Genomic DNA, 20,675 nt, shown 5'->3' with positions numbered 1-20,675 from the left:
ATTCTAATACAATTTATATTGACAGTTACAATTCTGAATGTTTTATTGCAGCGTTAGCTGATTAGCATTTTAAGCTAGGGTCAGATCTAATAGAGAGAGGATTTTTTTATTTTCTCATTCTTCTCATTTTCCTCTCTAACAATTTTTTTTCCGCTTAATATGTCCTTTATTTCACCTCCTGTTAAAGTTTCAAACTCCAGTAGATTTTCGGCAATGAGATCTAAGCCTTTCTTATGCTTGGTCAAAATGTCTTTCGCTTTTTCATAGCAAGAAGACACAACTTTCTTCACTTCTTCATCTATAAGTTTTAATGTATCTTCAGAAATTATCTCAGAACCATGCATAGTTTGTTCGCGATTGTGATAGATCGGACCTATTTTGTCGCTCATTCCCCATTTTGTTACCATAGAACGTGATAAATCTGATGCTAGTTTTATATCTGAAGATGCGCCGCTTGTGACTTTATCATAGCCAAAAATTAGCTCTTCTGCCACACGTCCACCCATTGCAACAGTTATATCTGCTAGAATCTTTTCTCTTGTGAGGGACACTCTATCTGTTTCTGGTAGTCTCATAACTAAACCGAGTGCCCTACCGCGTGGAATAATTGTTGCTTTGTGTATAGGATCAGAAGCAGGCATATTAACAGCAATCATCGCATGGCCAGCTTCATGGTATGCAGTCAGTCTCTTTTCCTCTTCTGTCATAATGAGAGATCGCCTTTCCACACCCATCATCACTTTATCACGTGCATATTCGAAATCATCCATGGTAACAATCTTCTTGTTTCTTCTTGCAGCAATAAGCGCAGATTCGTTCACTAAATTTGCTAAATCAGCCCCTGAAAAACCAGGTGTTCCTCTTGCAACTGTTTTCACATTTACATCAGGGGCCATTGATATTTTCTTTATATGCGTATTTAATATTTTTTCGCGCCCATTTATATCGGGTAAAGAAATAGTAATCTGCCGGTCAAAACGACCAGGCCTAAGCAGTGCTGGATCTAAGACATCCGGACGGTTAGTCGCAGCAATTATTATTACGCCCTCATTAGACTCAAAGCCATCCATCTCAACTAATAACTGATTTAATGTTTGTTCTCTTTCGTCATTACCACCACCAAGACCAATGCCACGATGTCTACCCACCGCATCTATCTCATCTATAAAAATTATACAAGGAGCATTTTTCTTGCCTTGATCAAACATATCACGAACACGGCTCGCACCAACACCAACAAACATCTCAACAAAATCAGATCCAGAAATGCTAAAGAATGGCACATTAGCTTCTCCTGCAATTGCACGAGCAAGTAAAGTTTTACCAGTTCCAGGAGAGCCAATTAAAAGGCACCCTTTTGGTATTTTTCCACCTAATATTTGAAATTTTTGCCTTTGTTTAAGGAAATCAACGATTTCTACTAGCTCTTCTTTTGCTTCATCAATTCCGGCAACATCATCAAATGTTACTTTTTTCCCACTAGTCATGAGTCTAGCCCTTGACTTGCCAAAGCTTATAGTTCTGTTGCCCCCCGCTTGTGTTTGTTTAAGAAAGAATAGCAAAAAGCCAATAAAGATAAATGTTGGGACCCATGAGATAAGTAATCCACCAATTACGCTCATGGCAGAATCTCCAGTTGAAAAGGAGAATCTCACTTTTCTATCATGTAAATTTTTTATTAGGTCGCTATATATAACACCGCTTGAGTTGAAACTTGAACCATCCCTAAACTTGCCCTCAATGCTCTGGTTTTTTATGACAATATTTTCTACATCATTGTCTTCTAGTCTAGTTAAAAATTCCGAAAAAGGTATGGTTGTTTTACTTCTACCTACATTTCCGCTGAACTGAATATAAACAACTGAAATAAGAACAATAATTACTAACCAGATCAATAAGCCTTCTAAAAATTTTTTCATTTCCATTTCTAACTAAGTACTAATCAAGCTTACCAAATTTTGTTTTATCGTGCTATTAATAATGCATTGAACCTTATCGTCATTGGTATTTTTTTCGTTATAATTTACATCAGGATAAGCAAGCACCTTTCCATCTTTTTGTACTGTAGGCAAAGAATAGAAAACTTCAGGGCAGCAGTTGTAATCCTTCAGAAATTCAGGAACTTTTTGTGTTTTTTTTAATGGAGCGATGATAACTGGATACTCTTGATTTCCGAGTATTGTGCAGCTAAATCTGTTATCCCATTGAGTAGGTTCATTTAAAGGTAGGTTTACGGTAATTTCTTGTATCTTTGACGATTCTCTAATTATTAAGATATTTTCTCCATATTTTCTTATTTTGCATCCAGAAAGTGTACAGTTAACATTACTATCCTTTTGCAATATTTTATTAAATATCGCAATAAGGCTATTGTACCTTGGTTTATAATGTTTACTGTCAATTGCCATTATAGAGTAAAGAAGAAGCCTCAAGGCTATTTCCTCTGGCAATTGATAAAATTCACTTAGTTTAATTTCAATATAACCAAGATCATGAACATTAACACAGTCATTAAATGCAAGGCGTGTGTAGTGCATCAACGCTTTTGCAGCTCTTTTCATATGGAGGGCTGTGAGGCATATTCGCTCTGTTAAAATCTCTTGATTGTCACTTGCTTTAAGTAAGCTACGGTATAAAGTTCGCCTGTATTTTAAGTTATAGTTGCTTCTATCTTCGATCCATTTTAACCGATGAAGCTTAGCGTACTTTTCTATTTCACTACGACTAAAATTTAACAATGGCCTAAATATATAAATACCATTTAAGAAAGATTTGTAATCCATTGATGATAATCCATCTAAGCCACTACCTCGCTCCAATCTTAATAAGAACGTTTCTGCTTGATCATCTTTGTGATGAGCAACGAGCAAACATTTAACATTATTGTTTTTACAACACTCTGCTAGTAACTTATATCGTGCTTTTCGTGCCTGTAATTGAATATTACCTTTAATATTTTGCTTCTCCCAATTTAATATGAACGATTCCTTTGCTCCAAGTTCTTTTGCATAACTTGTAACAAAATCAGCTTCTTTTTGAGACTCTGAACGTAACCCATGATTTACTGTTAATACTATAGGAAGTGAAAGCTTGTTTTTTTTTGCCCAGTTAGTCATTAAGTGCAGTAAGACTATACTATCTACACCACCTGATACTGCAACTGCGATTTGGTTATAGAAAGCAAAGCTATTAGCTATATTTTGAAATAATAACTCTAATTTCATTATGTTTCTTGATGGCAAGATAGTCTCTACGTCATACAGCGACTTATTTGTGGTATATATAGATCCCACTAACAAGCAGCGGAATTGCTCTCTTTTGTCATCCCAGTGCTTGACACTGGGATCCAGGTTTTAATGCAAGAAACTATTTCTTTATTCCAGAAAATGAAAATTCCACTCTACGATTTTTAGCATGCTCTTTTTCATATTTAGAATTTCTAGAATCATCTTTTACATTAACCAAAGGCTCAGTTTCACCCTTAGAAGCAGTTTTTATTCTGTTTTCTATGTAGGGTGCACAACTAACCATAAATTTTTTAGCTGCATCTGCCCTTCTAGCGCCTAGCGCAAGATTATATTCATGAGAACCACGGTTGTCAGTATGACCAGTTAAAGTAACCTTCGCGTCAGGGTTATCTTGTAACACCTCCATTACGTTAAGTAATGCATCTGCGCTTACTTCAGTAATACTAGATTCATCATAACCAAAGAAAACTCTTTTATCACCTATCTGCTTAACAACAGAATTCATTTTATTTGTTGTATTTGCTCCTTTTTTTGGGCAAGAACTTACACCAGTAAGTAGCAAACAAAAACAGCACATTATAACCAGTCTACTCCACATTACTAAACCTCCATAAATTTTAAAATAGTGCGTAACTTTAATTTCAGTAGCTAATAATCTCTCCATATTGTAATATAGTCAAGAGAAATAAAATACTAAATACTTTTTCTACACCCTTACAATTAATTTTCTTATAATATGCTGGACTCTGAGTAGAAAAATCCAATAAAGGAATAAAAAGTACAATTTTTTATTGTACTTTAAGCAAATATACTTTTAACTTTATTATTAATCTATTACGATATTAAAGAGATGTTTTCTAAAACAATGAACAAATTATGAAATCTTATAAGTTTTTAGAGGAAGTATTATATAGGGTAAAGAATATCGAAAATACGCTAAAAGTACTAAACCAAAGCCAATTGAATATAGAGGACAAAGTTGAACAAATGAGTCTTCTAGAAGAAATAAGACATGAAATTATCTCTCATGATGCAATAAAGGAATCATTAGCAGATGCTCTTGGTAACAAAAAAAGTGCAAATACTCAGCAGCTAAAGTTAATAGAGAGAATACATAAAAGCAACAGTGCTGTTCCTATTGATTTAGTAAAGTCTTTATCCAAAGCTAAGGTTGAATGCCAAAATTTATGGAAACTATCTCATTCTGAAACCAGTAACTTAGAAAAACTAAAAGAACGTTTTACTGATTTAATCACACTCATTCGCGAAGTAGCTTCTATAAAATCGCAGCAATTAAAATGCTCAAAATACGACTCACTGCTTGCTGACTATGACTCTGATATCACAGAAAAGAATATAAGGGAAGTATTCCCCAAGGTAGGCAAATTTTTTAGCGAAAATGTGGATGAAATCATTGAAAAGCAGAAAAAGGATAAGGTTACTAATATACAAAGAGTTGCTACTCAGAAGCAGATTGAACTTGGCTCGTTATGTTTACAGCAAATGGGTATTGCACTAAATGAGATTCGTACTTCTTATTACTACCCTATAGATTATGATGAATCTGATTTTTGTTATGGTTTATTTTCACTTTTACGGCATAGTGGTTATGCGATTTATCAAAAATGTTTAGCGCAAAATTCTATAAGTAGCCCAATTACGAGACATGTTATGTATGAAACTCAAGGGTTATTCATGGAAAGGATGATTGGAACATCCAGAGAATTTATTGAGTTCATTCAACCACACATAAAAGAGAAATTTGCTATAAAAGGCAAAACTAATAGCAGTGTTGAAAATTTGCACTTGGTTTTCAATGAAATAAACCTTTCCTCTTCTTTAAAGAACGCAGATGAATTTAGTCTGTTAGCTCATATTATGTTGAGAACTAGGTTAGAACAGGATATAATAAATGGTACACTGGAAGTTAAGGATCTGCACGATGCGTGGCTGGAAGGTATGAAGCACTATAAAATTCCAGTAAAAGCTAAAAATGAGCTGGACACTTATTTTCAAGATGAATATTGGGCAAGCGGTGTTATGGGCTACTTTCCTATAAAAATTATTGCTTTAATTGCTGCTGTGCAGATTTTCTCTTTCGTTAAAAAGAATCATTACGAATCATTAAGTGCTATAATAAAAGGAGATTTTAGTTTACTTATCAGTTGGTTACCTCAAAATATATACAGTGCAAAGTGTGGACTGGAACTGCTAAAAAAAGTAACAGGTAAGGGTTTAGACGTTGAGTGTGTTACTTACTACCTATCTGAAAAGTATAATTTGTCTCAATAAATGGTTTTCTTGAGTTATGTATGAATTTTGTTCGAAAATTGACCGGAAAGTTTTATAGCCTTTTTACTTTCAAAGGTTTGTTTGCTAGCGATATTGCCATAGACCTTGGTACTGCAAACACTTTAGTTTATCAGAAAAATCAGGGAATAGTGCTTGATGAGCCTTCAGTTGTAGCAAGAGTAAAAGAAAAAGGAAGCTACGTTCCTTATGCTTTTGGTAAAAAAGCTAAAATGATGCTTGGAAAAACGCCTGGAGAAATAGAGGCGATAAGGCCCTTAAAGGATGGAGTTATTGCTGATTTTAAAAGTGCGGAAGAAATGCTAAAATATTTCATACGCAGTGCAAACACAAAATTCACTGTTAATAAACCTAATATTATCATATGCGTTCCATCTGGATCCACGCCAGTTGAAAGGCGTGCTATACAAGATGCAGCAGAAAGTGCTGGTGCAAATGAAGTATTTTTGATTGAAGAACCAATGGCTGCAGCAATCGGAGCTGGGCTCCCAGTTACTGAACCTGAGGGTTCTATGATCGTTGATATAGGAGGCGGTACAACTGAAGTTGCAATTATTTCTTTAGGCGGAATTGTTTATTCACGTTCTGCCAGAGTAGGTGGCGATATTATGGATGAAGCAATAAAATCGTATATTCGTGAAAATCATAAGTTATTAATCGGTGAAACAACTGCTGAAAAAATTAAGAAAAACGTAGGTTCAGCCAGTCTGCCAGGTGAAAATAACAAAGAGGGAATGATAATTAAAGGCAGGGATTTAGTGAGTGGCATGCCAAAAGAAATGCTTTTATCAGAATATCAAGTTGCAGAGAGTTTAATAGAGCCTGTACATCAGATAATTTCTGCTATTAGGACTGCACTGGAGAGCACTCCACCTGAACTTTCTTCTGATATAGTCGATAGAGGAATAATTTTATCCGGTGGTGGTGGATTATTGCGTAACTTGGGCAAAGTTATCAGTGAAACAACAAAATTACCAGTTCGTGTTGCAGATGACCCACTTTGTTGTGTTGCCTTGGGTAGTGGAAAAGTGCTTGAAAACATGGATTATTTTGGCCATGTTTTATTCAAGCAAGATTAAATTGTTTTTGAAGGTAGTTTATCGAATTGTTTTGATGGAATTATGTAATATAAATGAGATCCCAGTGTCACGCACCAAGTAATTTGAAGGCAACTTCCAGCAGGAAAGGGTGTCATCCGAGTAGCTGACACTGGGATCCAGGAAACTTGATTACAAATAAATATGCTGTTTTAATGAATTTGCATAAATAGACACTAGATTCCAGTGTCAGCTACTTTCATGACATCATCTACTATGTAAATTGCCCCCAAATCAAAACGTTTGCACAGTTGTATGTTGGAATGACACAAGATTTGCGTTTATAAATTAAGGCGATTATGCTAAAAGAATTTAAAATTGAACCTCTGCTAAAAGATAGAGCTCCACACCAGACCAAGGCTATTGTTGCAATGTCCGGGGGAGTTGATAGCTCCGTTGCTGCAGCACTGCTATATAACTTTGGGTACCAGGTGATAGGTGTGACTCTTCAACTCTATGGCACCGACGGTAATGCTAACGCAAGAAAAGGTGCATGTTGTGCTGGACAGGATATTTACGACGCTAAGCGCGTGGCTGAAAGTGTTGGCTTTCCTCACTATATTTTAAACTACGAGGAAATATTCAAAAAGGAAGTAATAGAGGATTTTGCAAGTACCTATATGCGTGGGGAAACTCCCATACCATGCGTAAGATGTAACCAAACGGTAAAATTTCGTGATCTATTGCAAGTTACAAAAAATCTTGGTGCGGATGTGCTTGTAACAGGACATTACGTGAGAAGATTAGAAAAAAATGGTGAGGTAAAGTTGTGCAGAAGCATTGATAAAAGTAAAGATCAAAGCTATTTTCTATTTGCTACAACAAAGGAGCAGTTGAAGCTTTTGCGATTTCCACTAGGTGGGTTCTATAAAAGTGATATAAGAAAATTAGCAAAGTATTTCAGCTTACAAATTTCTGAAAAGCCGGACAGTCAAGATATATGCTTTGTTTCCGAAAGCTATAGTAAAACAATAGCTAAATTAGCTCCACAATCTGTACAGAAAGGTAAAATAGTGGATGTTAATGGAAAAGTGCTAGGCGAGCACAGTGGCATAGTAAATTTTACAGTGGGGCAAAGAAAGGGCTTGGGTATCGCACACAATGAACCTCTTTATGTGATAAAAATTAATACAGAAAATAATGAGGTTATAGTAGGTCCGATCAACGCATTAATGCAAAAAAAAATATTGATCAAGGAGTTAAATTGGTTAGAACAACCAAAGGAAGGTATGGAAGTAACTGTGAAGCTGAGATCATCACATGCGGGAAGTTTAGCAACAATACATTCAACTGACGAAAAAAATAAAGCCTGTGTCATTTTAAACGACGATTACTTTGGCATCAGTCCAGGTCAAGCCTGTGTAGCGTATAAAGATGAGCAAGTAATTGGCGGTGGATGGATATGCTCTTAACTAAAGGCTTTAATGCAGAGTGTAAACGTACAATAATATTTATTGCTATTTTACCATATATCCTTTATACTATAAGGGTAATTATTATACTACAGGTTTCAGCAATGGTTAAGGAAGTTGAAGAACTAATAAAAATTGTTGGTAAGGGCAATTTATTAGAAACTTTGTTTATTTTTTTAGGTGGCTTTCAACATGCTGACTTAGATCTTAGTATGGACTGCAGAAATCACATAGGTCTTTCTGCATTCATAAAGAAGCAAGATGAACAATTAGATTACTATTTTAACTTAAAATTTAGTCTACAAGGGCTGTTTTTAATTTATGCTCAAGCTTATAACATTCTAAGTAAAAACAACAACCTGAATACTGAAGATGTCATAGATAAAATATATGACATTATTAAAGAGTCTGAGTTAAATGGAGATATAAATGAAGTAGTAGATGGAAGAAAATTAGATTTACTTAACATCTTAGCAAATCCAAAGAGAGAACCAATATTTAAAACAGAAGAAGATTTTGAAAATAAAGTGCTTACTGACGTTAAAAAATTATTAAATGAAAAATCTGATAAAAAATTTTTTTTTAATAAATTTGTTATCGACTGTTACTATTCTATTCATCAAGATATAAAGGTAGATAAAGATGTGGCTTTATTGTTTTCTCTATTATATTCTTTGAGCGGTAGTTATAAAGAACCTTTGTCACCTGACAAAATAGTAAAAAGAGAAGTATTAGAGATATGTGAGAATCAGTTAATAGAGAGCTATATAATGTTCTTAGCTGGCAAACTACACATGATCGGATTATCAAGTAGAGATGGAACCATCAAATATACAATCAACCATGAGAATGTGGATCGACAAGAGAAAGAATTAAAAATGGATGGATTAATATATCCTATAAATACAAAAAACACCCTAGAGCAACTGTTAAAAAACCAAAATAGTGATGAATTTGAACAATTAGTAACGAGCCCTAAAAATATATACTACTCAGTGCCACAAGAAGAGAATAAATGTAGGCCAAATTTCATTGTCAGCAAGAAAAAAGAAAAAGACCATAAAAACACAGTCTGTAAACTTATTTTGGGTATGTTTGTATTATCTGTTGGGTTATATGTTGCTGATTATTTCCTTATGGAGCAAAAATTGCTCAACTCAATAAAAAATGTTTTGCCACAAGATAACCTTACTAACCTGATAGTTGGTGCGGTGCTTACTATTGTAATAGTATATGCTTTATTTCAATTATCACAGAAACTACCACTTTCAACAGTCAATGGAATGACGAATGAAAATTTGAACAGCTCCATGCAAAACAAGCTTAGAACTACATAAATGTAGCAACTTAAAAGCACATATTGTATAATGCTTATTCTTAAGTTAAGAGGTGATTTATGGATTTAAGTAAAATAACAGCGGTACCAAATGCGGTGAATGTGGTAATTGAAATAAGTGCAAATGCTGAGCCTGTAAAGTATGAGTTTAATAAAGAGCTTGGATTGTTACAAGTTGACAGATTTTTGTCTACCTCAATGACTTATCCTTGCAATTATGGGTTTATACCAAATACCTGCGCAGGTGATGGTGATCCTGTGGATGTTTTGGTGCTAACTCAATTTCCCTTAGCATCTAGTGTTTTAATATCGGTGCGTCCAATAGGCGCATTACTCACTAAAGATGAAAAAGGAGAAGACGAAAAGATATTAGCTGTGCCTGTTTCCAGTGTTGATAGCTATTATGACAATATAAAGGACTATTCTGACTTATCTAAAAACCTATTAGATAAAATTGCTCATTTCTTTTCTCATTATAAAGATCTAGAAAAGGGAAAAACGGTAGCAGTTGGAGAATGGGTTGGTGTAGAAGAAGCAAAGAAAATCATTGAAAAAAGCAGAAATTAGTTTACGTTGATTTAGCCTGGAATTACAGTTATTCGGAAAAATGTTGTTGTTTTTAATGGGTAAATATTGCAATTAAAAGCATTAGACAGGCGGTAGAGGTCTTGGTATTATATAATCTTTAGGTTCTAAATTTGGAAGGGTGGCCGAGCGGCTGAAGGCGGCGGTTTGCTAAACCGTTATACGATTGAAAAGTCGTATCGAGGGTTCGAATCCCTCTCCTTCCGTATACTGTTTTAGCACGGTCTGAATTCGCTATATTGGCATGTTTTTAGCCTGTTTACCTGATCTTGTTGCAATGGTTTTTATTTCCGTCTTTGCTTAGATAGCTATTAAAAAGTTGGCTAGCGTTGACTCAGTATTCATTATAGAATTGGTTGTTAACCTTACTTATATGCATAAAATACTAATTTTACTGTTGATAGTGTTGCCACTTAGGTTGCTTGCAACCGAGATTGAAATTGTTGCAGATGTAAATGGTGAGCCAATTTCAAATTTAGATATCGAAAAACGCATCAACTTTATAAATTCATTGTTTGGCACTCAAAGTGTTAATCAAAAAGAAGCAAAACCTCAAATTCTTAGGGAGCTAATAGACGAAATTATCATTATCAATGAAGCGCAGAGGCTGAATATAAAATTGAGCGACGAGGAGTTAGATAATACTATCATATTATTTTTAACCCAAAGTTTTAAACTTAAGGCTAATGAAGTTGATCAATACATAAAAAAGCATAATATAGATCTTAGTATTTTAAGAAAACAAATAAAATGTCAGTTACTATGGAGCAAAATTATTGAAGTAAGAATTGTGCCATTTATTAATATAAGCGATAAAGAAGTAGATGATGTAAAAAGGCAAACAGAAAAGCCGGATTATCTTATCACGTTCCAAGAGTTTATAATTCCTGATCAAAAAGACAAGGATGTTTATGGCATAGCTGAAGATTTAGTAAAAAAATTACGTAATAGTAATAACCCGGAATCTCCAATAAAGATGCGTAAAGCAACAGTTAATTTAAGTCAGCTCAAAGATAAACTTAAGAGCGTTTTAGAAAGACTAGAAACCGGCGATATAGCAGGTCCATTCAGTTTCAGTGAAGGTTACTCTATTATAAAAGTCATAGACAAGGTACAACTTAATTATGCACTGCTGGAAAGCACTTTAAAATTAAAACAGATTGTGGTTGAGGGTTCAGAAAGTTTATTGGATAATTTTCAAGAGCAAAAGGTCAATTGTTTAAATTTTGACAAATTAGCAGATGATTTTAAGTTGCCAAACGCAAAAGAGTTTGAAATAAAAATGCGAGATTTAAATCCTGATTTACAGATTTTATTTAGTAAAACAAGTGTGAATGAAATAGTAGAATTAAGAGAAAATGGCACTGCAAAGTTAATGATGTTGTGTGATATCAAGAGTAATGCAGCGGATATAGAAGCAATTAAACAGCAGATGTACCAACAAAAGATTATGATACAAAGCAACTTGTTATTAGATGATATGCGTAAAAATTCAGCTGTCAGTTATCGGTATAGTTGAAGTCAGAGAGTGTCCTTGTCTCTGTCTTTGTGTACGAAAATTACTTTGTTCTATAAAATTTCAAAAAATTTGAACAAATATAGTTAAAATAGCACATGAAGAATATAATGCTAATTGGTGGTGGAGTTGGAAATGCAGTATTATTTTCGATAGGGAAGGCGTGTCTTGAAAATAATAATAAGGTTTTGTACTTTGCTGGCTATAAGAAATTAAGTGATGTATTTAAACGAGCACTGATAGAGCGTGCATCAAATGCAGTAGTTTGGGCATGTGAAGAAGGATTGATAGAAACAAGCAGAGATCAAGATAAATCCTTTCATGGTAATATAGTTGATGCAATAGTCTCTTATCAACAAGGAAGATTAGGTATTAATTTAAACACTATAGATAAAATTATCACTATTGGTTCTGATAAAATGATGAAAGCTGTGAATGAAGCTAGAAAAACAATTTTAAAGCCATATCTGAAGTCAAGTCACATAGCAATATCGTCAGTTAATTCTCCTATGCAGTGTATGATGAAAGAAATCTGCGCTCAGTGTGTTCAGCAACATATAAATACGGAAACAGGAGAAAGGAGTTTTGTTTATAGTTGCAGTAATCAAGACCAGGATATGGAATTTATTGACTTTGATTTTTTAAGTGAGCGCTTAAAGCAAAATAGTTTACAAGAAAAACTCACTGCGAAATGGATAGATCATGTTCAAAGATATTAAACAGCACAAAAAGGAAATAAGAGAGCAATATAGAGCTATAAGAAAAGATATTGATGAAAGTTATTCCAGTTATGCGGCAAGTTCCCTTATTAATCTCTTTAATCAGAACTTAAGTTACGTTAAAGGCAAAACAATTGCGGCTTACATTCCAATGGATGGGGAAATAAATGTTGTCCCTTTGATGTGTCGTTTGCTCTATTTAGGTTATAAAGTAGCAATTCCCGATAAAAATCAGTTGCTAAGATTTGAGGGATGGAACGAAACAAATGAAGATGTAATTCCCGACACAATCATTACTCCTGTTGTTGCTTTTGATGATCATTTTAATAGATTAGGTTTTGGCGGTGGTTGGTATGATACAATGATAAAAAAATTACGGCCGCTTGGAAAAATATTTATAGGTGTAGCCTATGAGAAACAATATTGTAAAGATTTACCTGTAGAAAAACATGATCAAAAATTGGATATTATAATCACTGAGATGTGTGTTAGATGTGGAGGTGGATTGCTCAAAAAAGTGGATAGAAAGGAGTAGCGTAACCCCACTTTCTGATAGTAATTTTTGCGTCAAAACGCTCCTCAAATACATCAAATATTTGGTCCTGTAATTCCTCCTTCACTCACTCGTGCAGCACTTGAAATACCTAAGTGAGAATCTGGCTTCATTTGATTAACTTTATCATTAATCTTTTGTTCTACATCTTCTATTTTACCGTCACCAATGGCCATAATTGCAGGTTGAAATTTATCCATAAGAATGTGAAATCCTTTCTTTTTAGATTCTTCCGTGTCTTTAGATCTTTCCATATCTGCTAGATGAGTACTAAGACCTTTGTTCATAAGTCTGCTCATGTCATCTTCTGAAAAATTTTCAATGGTTCCATTCTTTACTAACTCTTGTATAGCAGATCGCTGCCCTTCATTTTGAAGCATTTCTAATATTTTTTTCCTATCAGCAAGGCCTTCTTTAATGTTAACGTTTGTGTTATCTTTAAGACTAATGTTTGCAATAGTTTCAAGCACGTTTGTTTTTAATCTACTAAAGTTATTCTCTCTTGCTTGAACTTTAGGTAATTTATCTATTAAATCCTTATATGAACTTTTCACTGCTTTTCCTGCTTCAATCGCTCCTTCTTTTATTTTTTCCCCTGCCTTTCCTATACCTATTCCTACATAACGCGCTCCAATAGCTACAAGCGCTATTAATGTAGCAAGCACAATAAGCGGAGAAAATGCTACTCCCAATACTATTCCTGTAGAAGCTATTCCAATTTTTTTATTTGCAGATGCTGATTTAAAATAATTGACTAGATTGTCCAGCGGACCTTTATTATTATTTATAACATTACTTATTGCTTGCTGATTAACAGATTTTAACGCCTCTTCTATTATTTTTGAGTCAACGTTTTCAGAAGTTAACCCTTTAAGTGCTTCTTCAATGAGTTTTATAAATAATTCTTTATTTACCTCCTTTTGCAAGCCTTGGTCATTAATTGCTAAACTTAAACCTTCGAGATTCATCCCTCTAACTTGTTCTGATAGGGCTTTAAGTAACTCCTCTTTTCCCTCTGATGGAGATTGTGCAATGCTTTCTATTATATCTGAAATAGCTTTTCTTAGTTCTGAGTAGTCAGTGTCAAAAAACGTACTGTTTGTAGGTGCCATATTCAACTTCATCAACTATAAATATGCCTAATTATACATACTAATTATTAATTATATTATAATAAATATGAGATAATTAATATAATAACCTCTTTCCAAATATAGAATTTGTATTAAAATATCTAGATTAGATGAAATTAAGGTACTTTATGGGCGGAAAAAAATTAAAAGCTGCTGTGGTTTTATCAGGGTGTGGTCACCTTGACGGTGCAGAGGTAAGAGAAGCGGTTTTAAGTTTGCTTGTGCTTGATCAGCAGGAAGTGAATGTTAAATGCTTTGCACCTGATATCAATATCACACAAGTTATGAATCATAAAACAAAAGAAGTAGTGAAAGAAAAAAGGAATGTACTTGCAGAAGCAGCAAGAATCGCAAGAGGCGAAATATATGACTTAAAAGAAGCCAAAGCTGAAAATTTTGACATGCTAGTTGTACCTGGTGGATACGGGGTTGCAAAAAATTTGTCTGACTTAGCTGAGAATAAAGACATGGTGACAGTAATGCCTGAATTTGAAAGATTAGTTTCAGAATTTTTTGTTACAAAAAAGCCGATAGGAGCGATATGCATATCTCCAGCCATCATTGTTTCAATTTTAAGTAGCAAGATAGGTAAAGAAGAAAGTAAGGTTAAGGTAACTATAGGAGATGACAGAGAACAGTTGATAGAGAAGCTTGGTGGTGAACACATAAAGTGTGATACAGGGTTATCAATAGAAGACGAAGAACATAATGTATTTTCCTGTTCTGCTTATATGCGTAGCGACGAAAGTATATACTCTGTATATCAAGGGATAAAGCATATGATTGACAGCATGGTAAAAAAGATTAACAAAAAAACTAAACAGCCATTCCTCTAAGATGTAGTAATTTAGACTTCCTTACACAATTAACTGTTGAATTTTACATTCCTAGCTGTATTATGGTTATATAGCTAAAGTGCTCTAGGTTTACGACTATTACTTGTTAGCGGCGTGGCGTAGGGCTGCACTAGCTATATATATTTAGCTCTTTTTTTATAAACGCAAGGTGTTTTATATGTCAGACCTTTTCTATATTGAAACTACGTGTTGTGTGGACGGTCAGTGTGATGTCTATACAGGGGAAGTGAGTTTTAATGATGTCATGTTAGGCAAGTTCAGTCTAAATTCGTGCAGCGGGAAAGAAGCTATGATAAATCTAGACGTTATTACATTCGATATTAATATCGCTATCGATGGTCAAAATGGAAAGACAATGAAAAGAAATCTTAAAGGTCTTGAATTTGTAACTAAAGATGATGGTTCTTGGTATATTAATAAGGATTTTGGCAATGATAGATTTGAAGTTATAGTAAAGCAATCATAATTTTACATCTCAGGTGTAACATTTAGTATAGGTGCTATTCTATTTATAATGTTCTTTACTATAGGCGCAGCAATTATTCCCCCGGTATGGTGTATCCCTTGAGGTTCATCAATAGCAATTAGCACTATATACCTTGGGTCAAGCATAGTTAGCACTCCTATAAATGACGCTATGTTTGCATCTTTGCTATATTTACCATCTACAACTTTTTCCGCCGATCCAGTCTTTCCCCCTATTGAATATGCCTTTATTTTTGCTTTTCTGCCAGTGCCATCTGTTACTGCTGCGCGTAATAATTTTCTCATTTTCCTGGAAGTTCTTCTTGAGATAATTTGCTCTCCTATACTTCTCTTATTCAACATCAAGGTTGCGTTATGAAATACCCCATTGTTGATTAATGCTGCTGCAGTTTGTGCAAGATGTATAGGAGTTACAGCTATGCCATAACCATAAGATGCTGTTATTAAAGTGTTTTCACTCCATTTATCCGGGATTATCGGTGTAGATTTTTCTGGTATTTCTATTTTCAAAGGAGAAAATAGCTTCATAGCTTTAAAGTATTCTACTTGTTTTTCAATACCTAATTTAACTGCAATTTTTGCTGCACCAATGTTGGATGATTTCACAAATATATCTCGCACAGTGATTTCCGGAATCTTAAATTCATGAAGATCATAAATTTTATATTTCCCAATAGTGATTGGCTTTGACACGTCATATAAATCATCAATTTTTACAACGTTTGCATCAAGCGCTGCGGCTATTGTAAAGAATTTTAATACCGACCCCATCTCATACACCCCAAGACTGGCGCGATTAAACTTTTGTACGTCTTCTGCCTTATTCTGTAGGTTGGGGTTAAAATCAGGCAGACTGACCATTGAGATGACTTCACTATTTCTCACATTTAAAACAATTCCTACTCCGCCGAGTGCCTGATATCTGCTTACAGCTTTAGTTAGCTCTTCATGCACTATGCTTTGCACTCGTGTATCTAAGGATAGTTGAATACCCTGGTAAGGTGTTATTCCAGCGCGTAATGCTGGAATCCACGTATTTTTTTTCTGGACCCCAGTGTCAGCTACTTGGATAACAGAATGTTGTTTGTTTTTACTTATATATGCCTCAACTCCTGCAATACCGTTGCCATCTATGTCAGTGTAACCAAGCACGTGTGAAAATAAATTACTGTGAGGATATATACGTTTTACATCGTTATAGAAGTTTATTCCTGGCACGCCGGCATTTTTTATTGCTAACAGTTCTTTTGGAGTCAAGTGCCGCTTTACCCAAGCAAATTTCTTTTTTGAAGTAAGTACTCTATATGAATTCTCGTATTCAAGATCATTCAAAATAGAACACAGTTGTGCTGCTATACTTTCCGGATTCTTTACTTTGGTTGCATCTGTATATAGTGATGTTGTGGGCACATTTGTTGCTATTACCACTCCATTTCTATCTAAAATATCAGGTTGTTTATATACTGTATTATCTTTTCTAAAATTTTCTGAAGTAGTAGGTTGATCAAATGTTAAAGAGAATATGCGAAAAATAATTATTATATAAAACGTAAATAATGGTACTATAAAACACAGTGAGCGGAGCTTATTTTTAAGTAATGCTTGCATATTTACTTGATTTGACAAAAATGGAAATTATCTTAGCTGAGCCGCGAGGTTTTTGTGCCGGGGTAAAAAGAGCTGTGGACATATTAGCTATTACTTTAGAAAAATACAAAAACAAGTGCCAAGTTTATGTGCTACACGAAATTGTTCACAATAAATATATAGTAGAGGACTTTAAGAGACAAGGAGTGGTTTTTGTGAACAGTATCGAGGAAATTGAAGATAATGGAGGAATACTGATCTTCAGCGCGCACGGAGTATCAAAAAATATAGAAGATAAGGCAAAAAGAAAGGGTATTCAAGTGATTGATGCAACATGTCCTTTAGTCAGCAAAGTGCATAAAGAGGCAAAAAGGTATGAAAACAGTGGTAAAGAATTAATTCTCATTGGGCATGAAAACCATCCAGAAGTTAAGGGAATTAGAGGAAGAGTAAATAATCCTATCATTTTAGTGCAAACTGTGCAGGACGTACGCAATTTAAAAGTTAAAGATCCAGATAATTTATCTTATGTTACACAAACCACGTTAAGCATCGACGATACCCGTGAAATTATTGTTGCCCTGAAGCTCAGGTTTCCAAGCATAACAGGTCCAGATTTAAAGAACATATGCTATGCAACGCAAAACAGACAAAATGCTGTTAAAAAGCTAGCTGAAATTGTAGACATGGTGTTAGTTGTAGGAAGTAAAAATAGCTCAAATTCAAACCGCTTATTAGATCTGTGCACTGCCAGAGGAAAAAGAGCCTACTTAATTGATAATTACAGCTGTGTGAATAAAAGCTGGTTTCATGGCGTAGAAAAGATAGGAATCACTGCAGGTGCTTCCGCTCCTGACATATTAGTTGATGAATTAATGGACTACCTAAAAGTAAACCTGAGTGTAAAAATTTCAGTTATGCAAGGTGGTATTATTGAAAATGTTCAGTTTAAAATACCGAGTTTGGTTTAAAACACAACTTATCTACTAAGCTTCTCTTGAAATCACACAAATCAGCATCTATAGCTAAGACGTCATACCGCGATTCATTAGACCTCTTGCATAACCATATAACAAACTTTTATTGGGAATAGAAACGAAAAAATTACTTTACAAGCTTTGCCAGCCCCCTTATCATTGTACTGAAGGTATTCAGTTATCTTCATCTGTGCAGATTAAACAGCAAGAAAACAACGTAATTGGCGTCTTATTTTTAATTTTTTGCACTATGTGCACCTTATGTCTTCACAACATTTCTGGGTTTTTACCTATATAAGCTGAAACGCGCTTATAAGTCGTTTAAGACAGTATAGTACGCCAATTTGCAGGATTAGAGAGTGACAACTAGCTAACACGGGGTTTCTTTTGCCTTTTTTTCTGCTTAGTAAATTTCTTAAACATTTAAGCTAAGGTTAGTTGCACTTAAAAGCAGCTAAATTACAGCGTTTAAGACTTAAAAAAACGCCAATACAGAAAATAGACAACGACCAGGGCTTCTTTTGCCTTTTTTTTCTTTTGGTAAATTTCTTAATGTTTATAGCTGAACGACAACCGTCATCCCTGTAAAAGTCAAGTAATTCGTCATTCCGCTACGTGTTAGCGGAATCTATGCTAAGAGATACCGCGGCGGTATGACGGTTCGTGGTAGTATGACGGTTCGCGGTGGCATGACGATAAGCTCGTCATCCCGCTACTTGTTAGCGGGATCTGGAGATACCGCAGTGGTATGACGTAGGAAAACCTAAGCTATACTTTTATAACCCAATCAAAATCCTGGATCCCGCTAACACGTAGCGGAATGATGGTTTTTCAAATCGTCGGTAAGCCTAAGTCAGTTTAGCTATATGCTTTTAATTCCCCAAAAGGAGAATTAAATATGTGAAGTTCTAGTTGATATGATTTAATGAATGGTTAGTTTAAATTACTAATTTATTTAAGAGATTTTGATAATATTTAACCCACTCGCTTTTCTATTTTCCATATCGCGATGAGCTTGAATTATTTTACCAAATTTATATTTTTTATTGATCCGTACAGTTAAAAGTTTTTTTCTTATCATCTCGAAGATTTCCATTGTGGTAAGCACTAATGTGAATCTATCATGCTTGTAATGGTATATTGAGGTTCCAGTTGCAAATAACGAACGTGAACTAAGTAAAGAAAAACTAATAGGAGCGTTACCTGATATCTGCCCATAGGAAACGTATATGCCGAACCTGCCTAAAGATTCAAAAGAAAGCTTGCTTGTAGCGTAACCTACAGGGTCATACACTGCACCTACTCCTCTGTTTTGCGTAATCTCCATAACTTTAGAAACGAAGTCTTTATCATTGTAGTTTATTGCGTATGTGCAGCCACTTTGTAAAGCTATCTTCATTTTTTCATCAGAGCTTACAGAACCTATCACTACACCTTTTTTATCCTTTGCCCATTGGCATATTATTTGTCCTAAACCACCATTAGCCCCATGAACTAGCACGAAAGCACCAGGCCTAATTTTATAAGATTGATTAACTAAATAGTGAGCTGTCATACCTTTAAACAGCACTGCAGCAGCAACTTCATCAGATATGTCATCTGGAATTTTTATCAGATATTTCTGGTGTATAACGCGCTTTTCACAATATGCCCCTGGAGGAGCTGTGCAATATCCAACTCTATCTCCAACCTTCAATCCATCACTGATTTTCTTACCAAGCTTTTCAATAACTCCCACTGCTTCTACCCCAAGCACTGATGGTAAATTTTTAATTTTGCGCGTACCTTTTCTGTGCTCTAAATCATAACGATTTAAGCCAATAGTTGTGTGACGTACTAAAACTTCCTCGCCTTTTGGCTCACCTATATTCTTATCTACAAATTCTAATACTTCTGGTCCCCCAGTTTTTTTAATTTGTATAGCTCTAACCATGATGAATGTAAGATAAAAACTTTGATTATGTTATCTAATAATTAATATTTTGCAAAGTCATTGTTTCCACAATTAACAAGCTTGACTTTTTTATCAGATATCTCTATATTTTAAATAAGTTATTTAAGCAATTAGAGAGTATAAATTATGTTAGGTAGAAGAGATAGATATATTAATAGGTATATTGCTCTTTGTGAGATATTTAAGAAAATAAGCAATAATATAAAAACATATAATGTAATAGAGTTAATAAAAAGCAAGTTAGAAGAAGGCAAAGAGTATAGTCAAAGCTGCAGTGATTTATTTGAGTTATGGAAAGCTGGAAATTTTGCAATTGACCATGAATTTCGTGTGCAAAATGATGGCAAAGATCCAGATGCCAGAAAACTCTTAGATATAGCTATCAACTCTAAATACCTTAACGTGGCAGAAGCTTTAGTAAGAGCTGGAGCGGACATTAAGCCAAGAGATGAATTTACCTATCTACATGTAGCTTTTCTTATACCATCTCCAAACCTTTTTAAGACTCTCATGGAGAGAAAAATAATCATTACCTCTAATAGGCAAGCATGTGACATTTTAGAAGGTTTTATTAACTTTTCCCTCGATCAATCTTCACCAAATAAAGAGAATGCTGAAAGAGCTGAAAGTCAGATAAAATGTGCTAAGATGCTAATTAATCACATATTAAAGGAAAATCCCAACATAGAAATGCCAGATTCTGTAAAAAATAATAAGGAATTGGCTCAATGTTGGAATGCTTGTGAAGCAAATAATGAAGGAGGGGAATTGATTGATTTAGCAACACCGAACACTGAGACACAAGTAGTCAGTGCGCAAAAAGCAAATAAGAGCTCCTGCTCAATTCAATAGATCTGTTGCATAACTATTATTTGAATAACAACGCACTCCTTCTATAGCTGACC

18 protein-coding genes and 1 tRNA gene are annotated in these 20,675 nt (G+C 34.5%); 13 read left to right on the top strand and 6 right to left on the bottom strand.

What is annotated here, in order from left to right:
- Positions 1–86 precede the first annotated feature (86 nt).
- From ftsH to ABWU50_RS04670, 3 genes are all read right to left on the bottom strand, one after another.
- The gene (ftsH, locus tag ABWU50_RS04680; RefSeq protein WP_353275504.1) at positions 87–1,919 is read right to left on the bottom strand and encodes an ATP-dependent zinc metalloprotease FtsH; all 1,833 of its coding nucleotides are present in this window, start codon (positions 1,917–1,919) and stop codon (positions 87–89) included.
- Positions 1,920–1,931: 12 nt separating this feature from the next.
- On the bottom strand, positions 1,932–3,224 hold the full coding sequence (gene tilS / locus ABWU50_RS04675) for a tRNA lysidine(34) synthetase TilS (RefSeq protein ID WP_353275502.1): 1,293 nt from the start codon (positions 3,222–3,224) through the stop codon (positions 1,932–1,934).
- Positions 3,225–3,366: 142 nt separating this feature from the next.
- On the bottom strand, positions 3,367–3,846 hold the full coding sequence (locus ABWU50_RS04670) for an OmpA family protein (protein ID WP_265016724.1): 480 nt from the start codon (positions 3,844–3,846) through the stop codon (positions 3,367–3,369).
- Positions 3,847–4,124: 278 nt separating this feature from the next.
- Between ABWU50_RS04670 and ABWU50_RS04665 the strand changes: the two genes are divergently transcribed.
- From ABWU50_RS04665 to ABWU50_RS04625, 9 genes are all read left to right on the top strand, one after another.
- Positions 4,125–5,540, top strand: coding sequence for a carboxypeptidase (locus ABWU50_RS04665; protein WP_353275500.1), 1,416 nt, complete (start codon positions 4,125–4,127; stop codon positions 5,538–5,540).
- A gap of 20 nt (positions 5,541–5,560) precedes the next feature.
- The gene (locus ABWU50_RS04660; RefSeq protein ID WP_253309829.1) at positions 5,561–6,637 is read left to right on the top strand and encodes a rod shape-determining protein; all 1,077 of its coding nucleotides are present in this window, start codon (positions 5,561–5,563) and stop codon (positions 6,635–6,637) included.
- A 317-nt stretch (positions 6,638–6,954) separates the two neighbouring features.
- Positions 6,955–8,067, top strand: a complete 1,113-nt coding sequence (gene mnmA, locus ABWU50_RS04655) for a tRNA 2-thiouridine(34) synthase MnmA (protein WP_264736278.1) — start codon at positions 6,955–6,957, stop codon at positions 8,065–8,067.
- Positions 8,058–9,404 carry a hypothetical protein gene (locus tag ABWU50_RS04650; protein WP_353275498.1) on the top strand — a complete coding sequence of 449 codons (1,347 nt, stop codon included), beginning with the start codon at positions 8,058–8,060 and terminating at the stop codon, positions 9,402–9,404. The genes mnmA and ABWU50_RS04650 overlap by 10 nt, the downstream gene beginning before the upstream one ends.
- 59 nt (positions 9,405–9,463) lie before the next feature.
- Positions 9,464–9,970, top strand: a complete 507-nt coding sequence (gene ppa / locus ABWU50_RS04645; RefSeq protein WP_182183735.1) for an inorganic diphosphatase — start codon at positions 9,464–9,466, stop codon at positions 9,968–9,970.
- Between the two features lie 133 nt (positions 9,971–10,103).
- Positions 10,104–10,194: transfer RNA gene (locus ABWU50_RS04640), tRNA-Ser, on the top strand.
- A gap of 167 nt (positions 10,195–10,361) precedes the next feature.
- Complete coding sequence (locus ABWU50_RS04635; RefSeq protein ID WP_353275496.1) at positions 10,362–11,507, top strand: SurA N-terminal domain-containing protein; 1,146 nt, start codon at positions 10,362–10,364, stop codon at positions 11,505–11,507.
- A 95-nt stretch (positions 11,508–11,602) separates the two neighbouring features.
- On the top strand, positions 11,603–12,223 hold the full coding sequence (locus ABWU50_RS04630) for an oxidoreductase (protein WP_253309835.1): 621 nt from the start codon (positions 11,603–11,605) through the stop codon (positions 12,221–12,223).
- A complete protein-coding gene (locus ABWU50_RS04625) occupies positions 12,207–12,758 on the top strand; it encodes a 5-formyltetrahydrofolate cyclo-ligase (RefSeq protein WP_264328665.1) in 552 nt (183 codons plus the stop codon). Before ABWU50_RS04630 ends, ABWU50_RS04625 begins: the two co-directional genes overlap by 17 nt.
- A gap of 53 nt (positions 12,759–12,811) precedes the next feature.
- Here ABWU50_RS04625 and ABWU50_RS04620 read toward each other — a convergent pair whose 3' ends face one another.
- Positions 12,812–13,888, bottom strand: coding sequence for a hypothetical protein (locus ABWU50_RS04620; protein ID WP_353275494.1), 1,077 nt, complete (start codon positions 13,886–13,888; stop codon positions 12,812–12,814).
- Positions 13,889–14,019: 131 nt separating this feature from the next.
- Here ABWU50_RS04620 and elbB point away from each other — a divergent pair, with 131 nt between their 5' ends.
- Together elbB and ABWU50_RS04610 are read left to right on the top strand one after the other, a co-directional pair.
- Entirely contained in the window at positions 14,020–14,745 is a 726-nt protein-coding gene (elbB, locus tag ABWU50_RS04615; protein ID WP_353275492.1) for an isoprenoid biosynthesis glyoxalase ElbB, read from the top strand.
- A 178-nt stretch (positions 14,746–14,923) separates the two neighbouring features.
- The gene (locus ABWU50_RS04610) at positions 14,924–15,232 is read left to right on the top strand and encodes a hypothetical protein (protein WP_064125016.1); all 309 of its coding nucleotides are present in this window, start codon (positions 14,924–14,926) and stop codon (positions 15,230–15,232) included.
- A 2-nt stretch (positions 15,233–15,234) separates the two neighbouring features.
- Here ABWU50_RS04610 and ABWU50_RS04605 read toward each other — a convergent pair whose 3' ends face one another.
- Positions 15,235–16,860 carry a peptidoglycan D,D-transpeptidase FtsI family protein gene (locus tag ABWU50_RS04605; protein ID WP_264328668.1) on the bottom strand — a complete coding sequence of 542 codons (1,626 nt, stop codon included), beginning with the start codon at positions 16,858–16,860 and terminating at the stop codon, positions 15,235–15,237.
- A 20-nt stretch (positions 16,861–16,880) separates the two neighbouring features.
- Here ABWU50_RS04605 and ispH point away from each other — a divergent pair, with 20 nt between their 5' ends.
- The gene (ispH, locus tag ABWU50_RS04600; protein ID WP_353275488.1) at positions 16,881–17,810 is read left to right on the top strand and encodes a 4-hydroxy-3-methylbut-2-enyl diphosphate reductase; all 930 of its coding nucleotides are present in this window, start codon (positions 16,881–16,883) and stop codon (positions 17,808–17,810) included.
- A 961-nt stretch (positions 17,811–18,771) separates the two neighbouring features.
- Here the strand turns inward: ispH and ABWU50_RS04595 are convergent.
- Positions 18,772–19,749, bottom strand: a complete 978-nt coding sequence (locus tag ABWU50_RS04595) for a quinone oxidoreductase family protein (protein WP_353275487.1) — start codon at positions 19,747–19,749, stop codon at positions 18,772–18,774.
- A gap of 147 nt (positions 19,750–19,896) precedes the next feature.
- Here ABWU50_RS04595 and ABWU50_RS04590 point away from each other — a divergent pair, with 147 nt between their 5' ends.
- Positions 19,897–20,622 carry an ankyrin repeat domain-containing protein gene (locus ABWU50_RS04590; RefSeq protein ID WP_353275485.1) on the top strand — a complete coding sequence of 242 codons (726 nt, stop codon included), beginning with the start codon at positions 19,897–19,899 and terminating at the stop codon, positions 20,620–20,622.
- Positions 20,623–20,675: the final 53 nt, after the last annotated feature.

It is taken from the genome of Wolbachia endosymbiont (group A) of Pipizella viduata, from assembly GCF_964028555.1.
Classification (GTDB): domain Bacteria; phylum Pseudomonadota; class Alphaproteobacteria; order Rickettsiales; family Anaplasmataceae; genus Wolbachia.
The sequence above is the reverse complement of the archived record's forward strand: the minus strand, read 5'-3'. Positions and strand labels throughout refer to the sequence as shown.

Bases quoted from the DNA above. Each gene is read 5' to 3' on its own strand.
- ABWU50_RS04665 (WP_353275500.1), top strand. From the start codon at position 4,125: ATGAAATCTTATAAGTTTTTAGAGGAAGTATTATATAGGGTAAAGAAT.
- mnmA (WP_264736278.1), top strand. From the start codon at position 6,955: ATGCTAAAAGAATTTAAAATTGAACCTCTGCTAAAAGATAGAGCTCCA.
- elbB (WP_353275492.1), top strand. From the start codon at position 14,020: ATGAAATTAAGGTACTTTATGGGCGGAAAAAAATTAAAAGCTGCTGTG.
- ABWU50_RS04660 (WP_253309829.1), top strand. From the start codon at position 5,561: ATGAATTTTGTTCGAAAATTGACCGGAAAGTTTTATAGCCTTTTTACT.
- ABWU50_RS04595 (WP_353275487.1), bottom strand. From the start codon at position 19,749: ATGGTTAGAGCTATACAAATTAAAAAAACTGGGGGACCAGAAGTATTA.
- tilS (WP_353275502.1), bottom strand. From the start codon at position 3,224: ATGAAATTAGAGTTATTATTTCAAAATATAGCTAATAGCTTTGCTTTC.
- ispH (WP_353275488.1), top strand. From the start codon at position 16,881: ATGGAAATTATCTTAGCTGAGCCGCGAGGTTTTTGTGCCGGGGTAAAA.
- ABWU50_RS04590 (WP_353275485.1), top strand. From the start codon at position 19,897: ATGTTAGGTAGAAGAGATAGATATATTAATAGGTATATTGCTCTTTGT.
- ABWU50_RS04620 (WP_353275494.1), bottom strand. From the start codon at position 13,888: ATGGCACCTACAAACAGTACGTTTTTTGACACTGACTACTCAGAACTA.
- ABWU50_RS04605 (WP_264328668.1), bottom strand. From the start codon at position 16,860: ATGCAAGCATTACTTAAAAATAAGCTCCGCTCACTGTGTTTTATAGTA.
- ABWU50_RS04610 (WP_064125016.1), top strand. From the start codon at position 14,924: ATGTCAGACCTTTTCTATATTGAAACTACGTGTTGTGTGGACGGTCAG.
- ABWU50_RS04650 (WP_353275498.1), top strand. From the start codon at position 8,058: ATGCTCTTAACTAAAGGCTTTAATGCAGAGTGTAAACGTACAATAATA.
- ftsH (WP_353275504.1), bottom strand. From the start codon at position 1,919: ATGAAAAAATTTTTAGAAGGCTTATTGATCTGGTTAGTAATTATTGTT.
- ABWU50_RS04630 (WP_253309835.1), top strand. From the start codon at position 11,603: ATGAAGAATATAATGCTAATTGGTGGTGGAGTTGGAAATGCAGTATTA.
- ABWU50_RS04635 (WP_353275496.1), top strand. From the start codon at position 10,362: ATGCATAAAATACTAATTTTACTGTTGATAGTGTTGCCACTTAGGTTG.
- ABWU50_RS04625 (WP_264328665.1), top strand. From the start codon at position 12,207: ATGTTCAAAGATATTAAACAGCACAAAAAGGAAATAAGAGAGCAATAT.
- ABWU50_RS04670 (WP_265016724.1), bottom strand. From the start codon at position 3,846: ATGTGGAGTAGACTGGTTATAATGTGCTGTTTTTGTTTGCTACTTACT.
- ppa (WP_182183735.1), top strand. From the start codon at position 9,464: ATGGATTTAAGTAAAATAACAGCGGTACCAAATGCGGTGAATGTGGTA.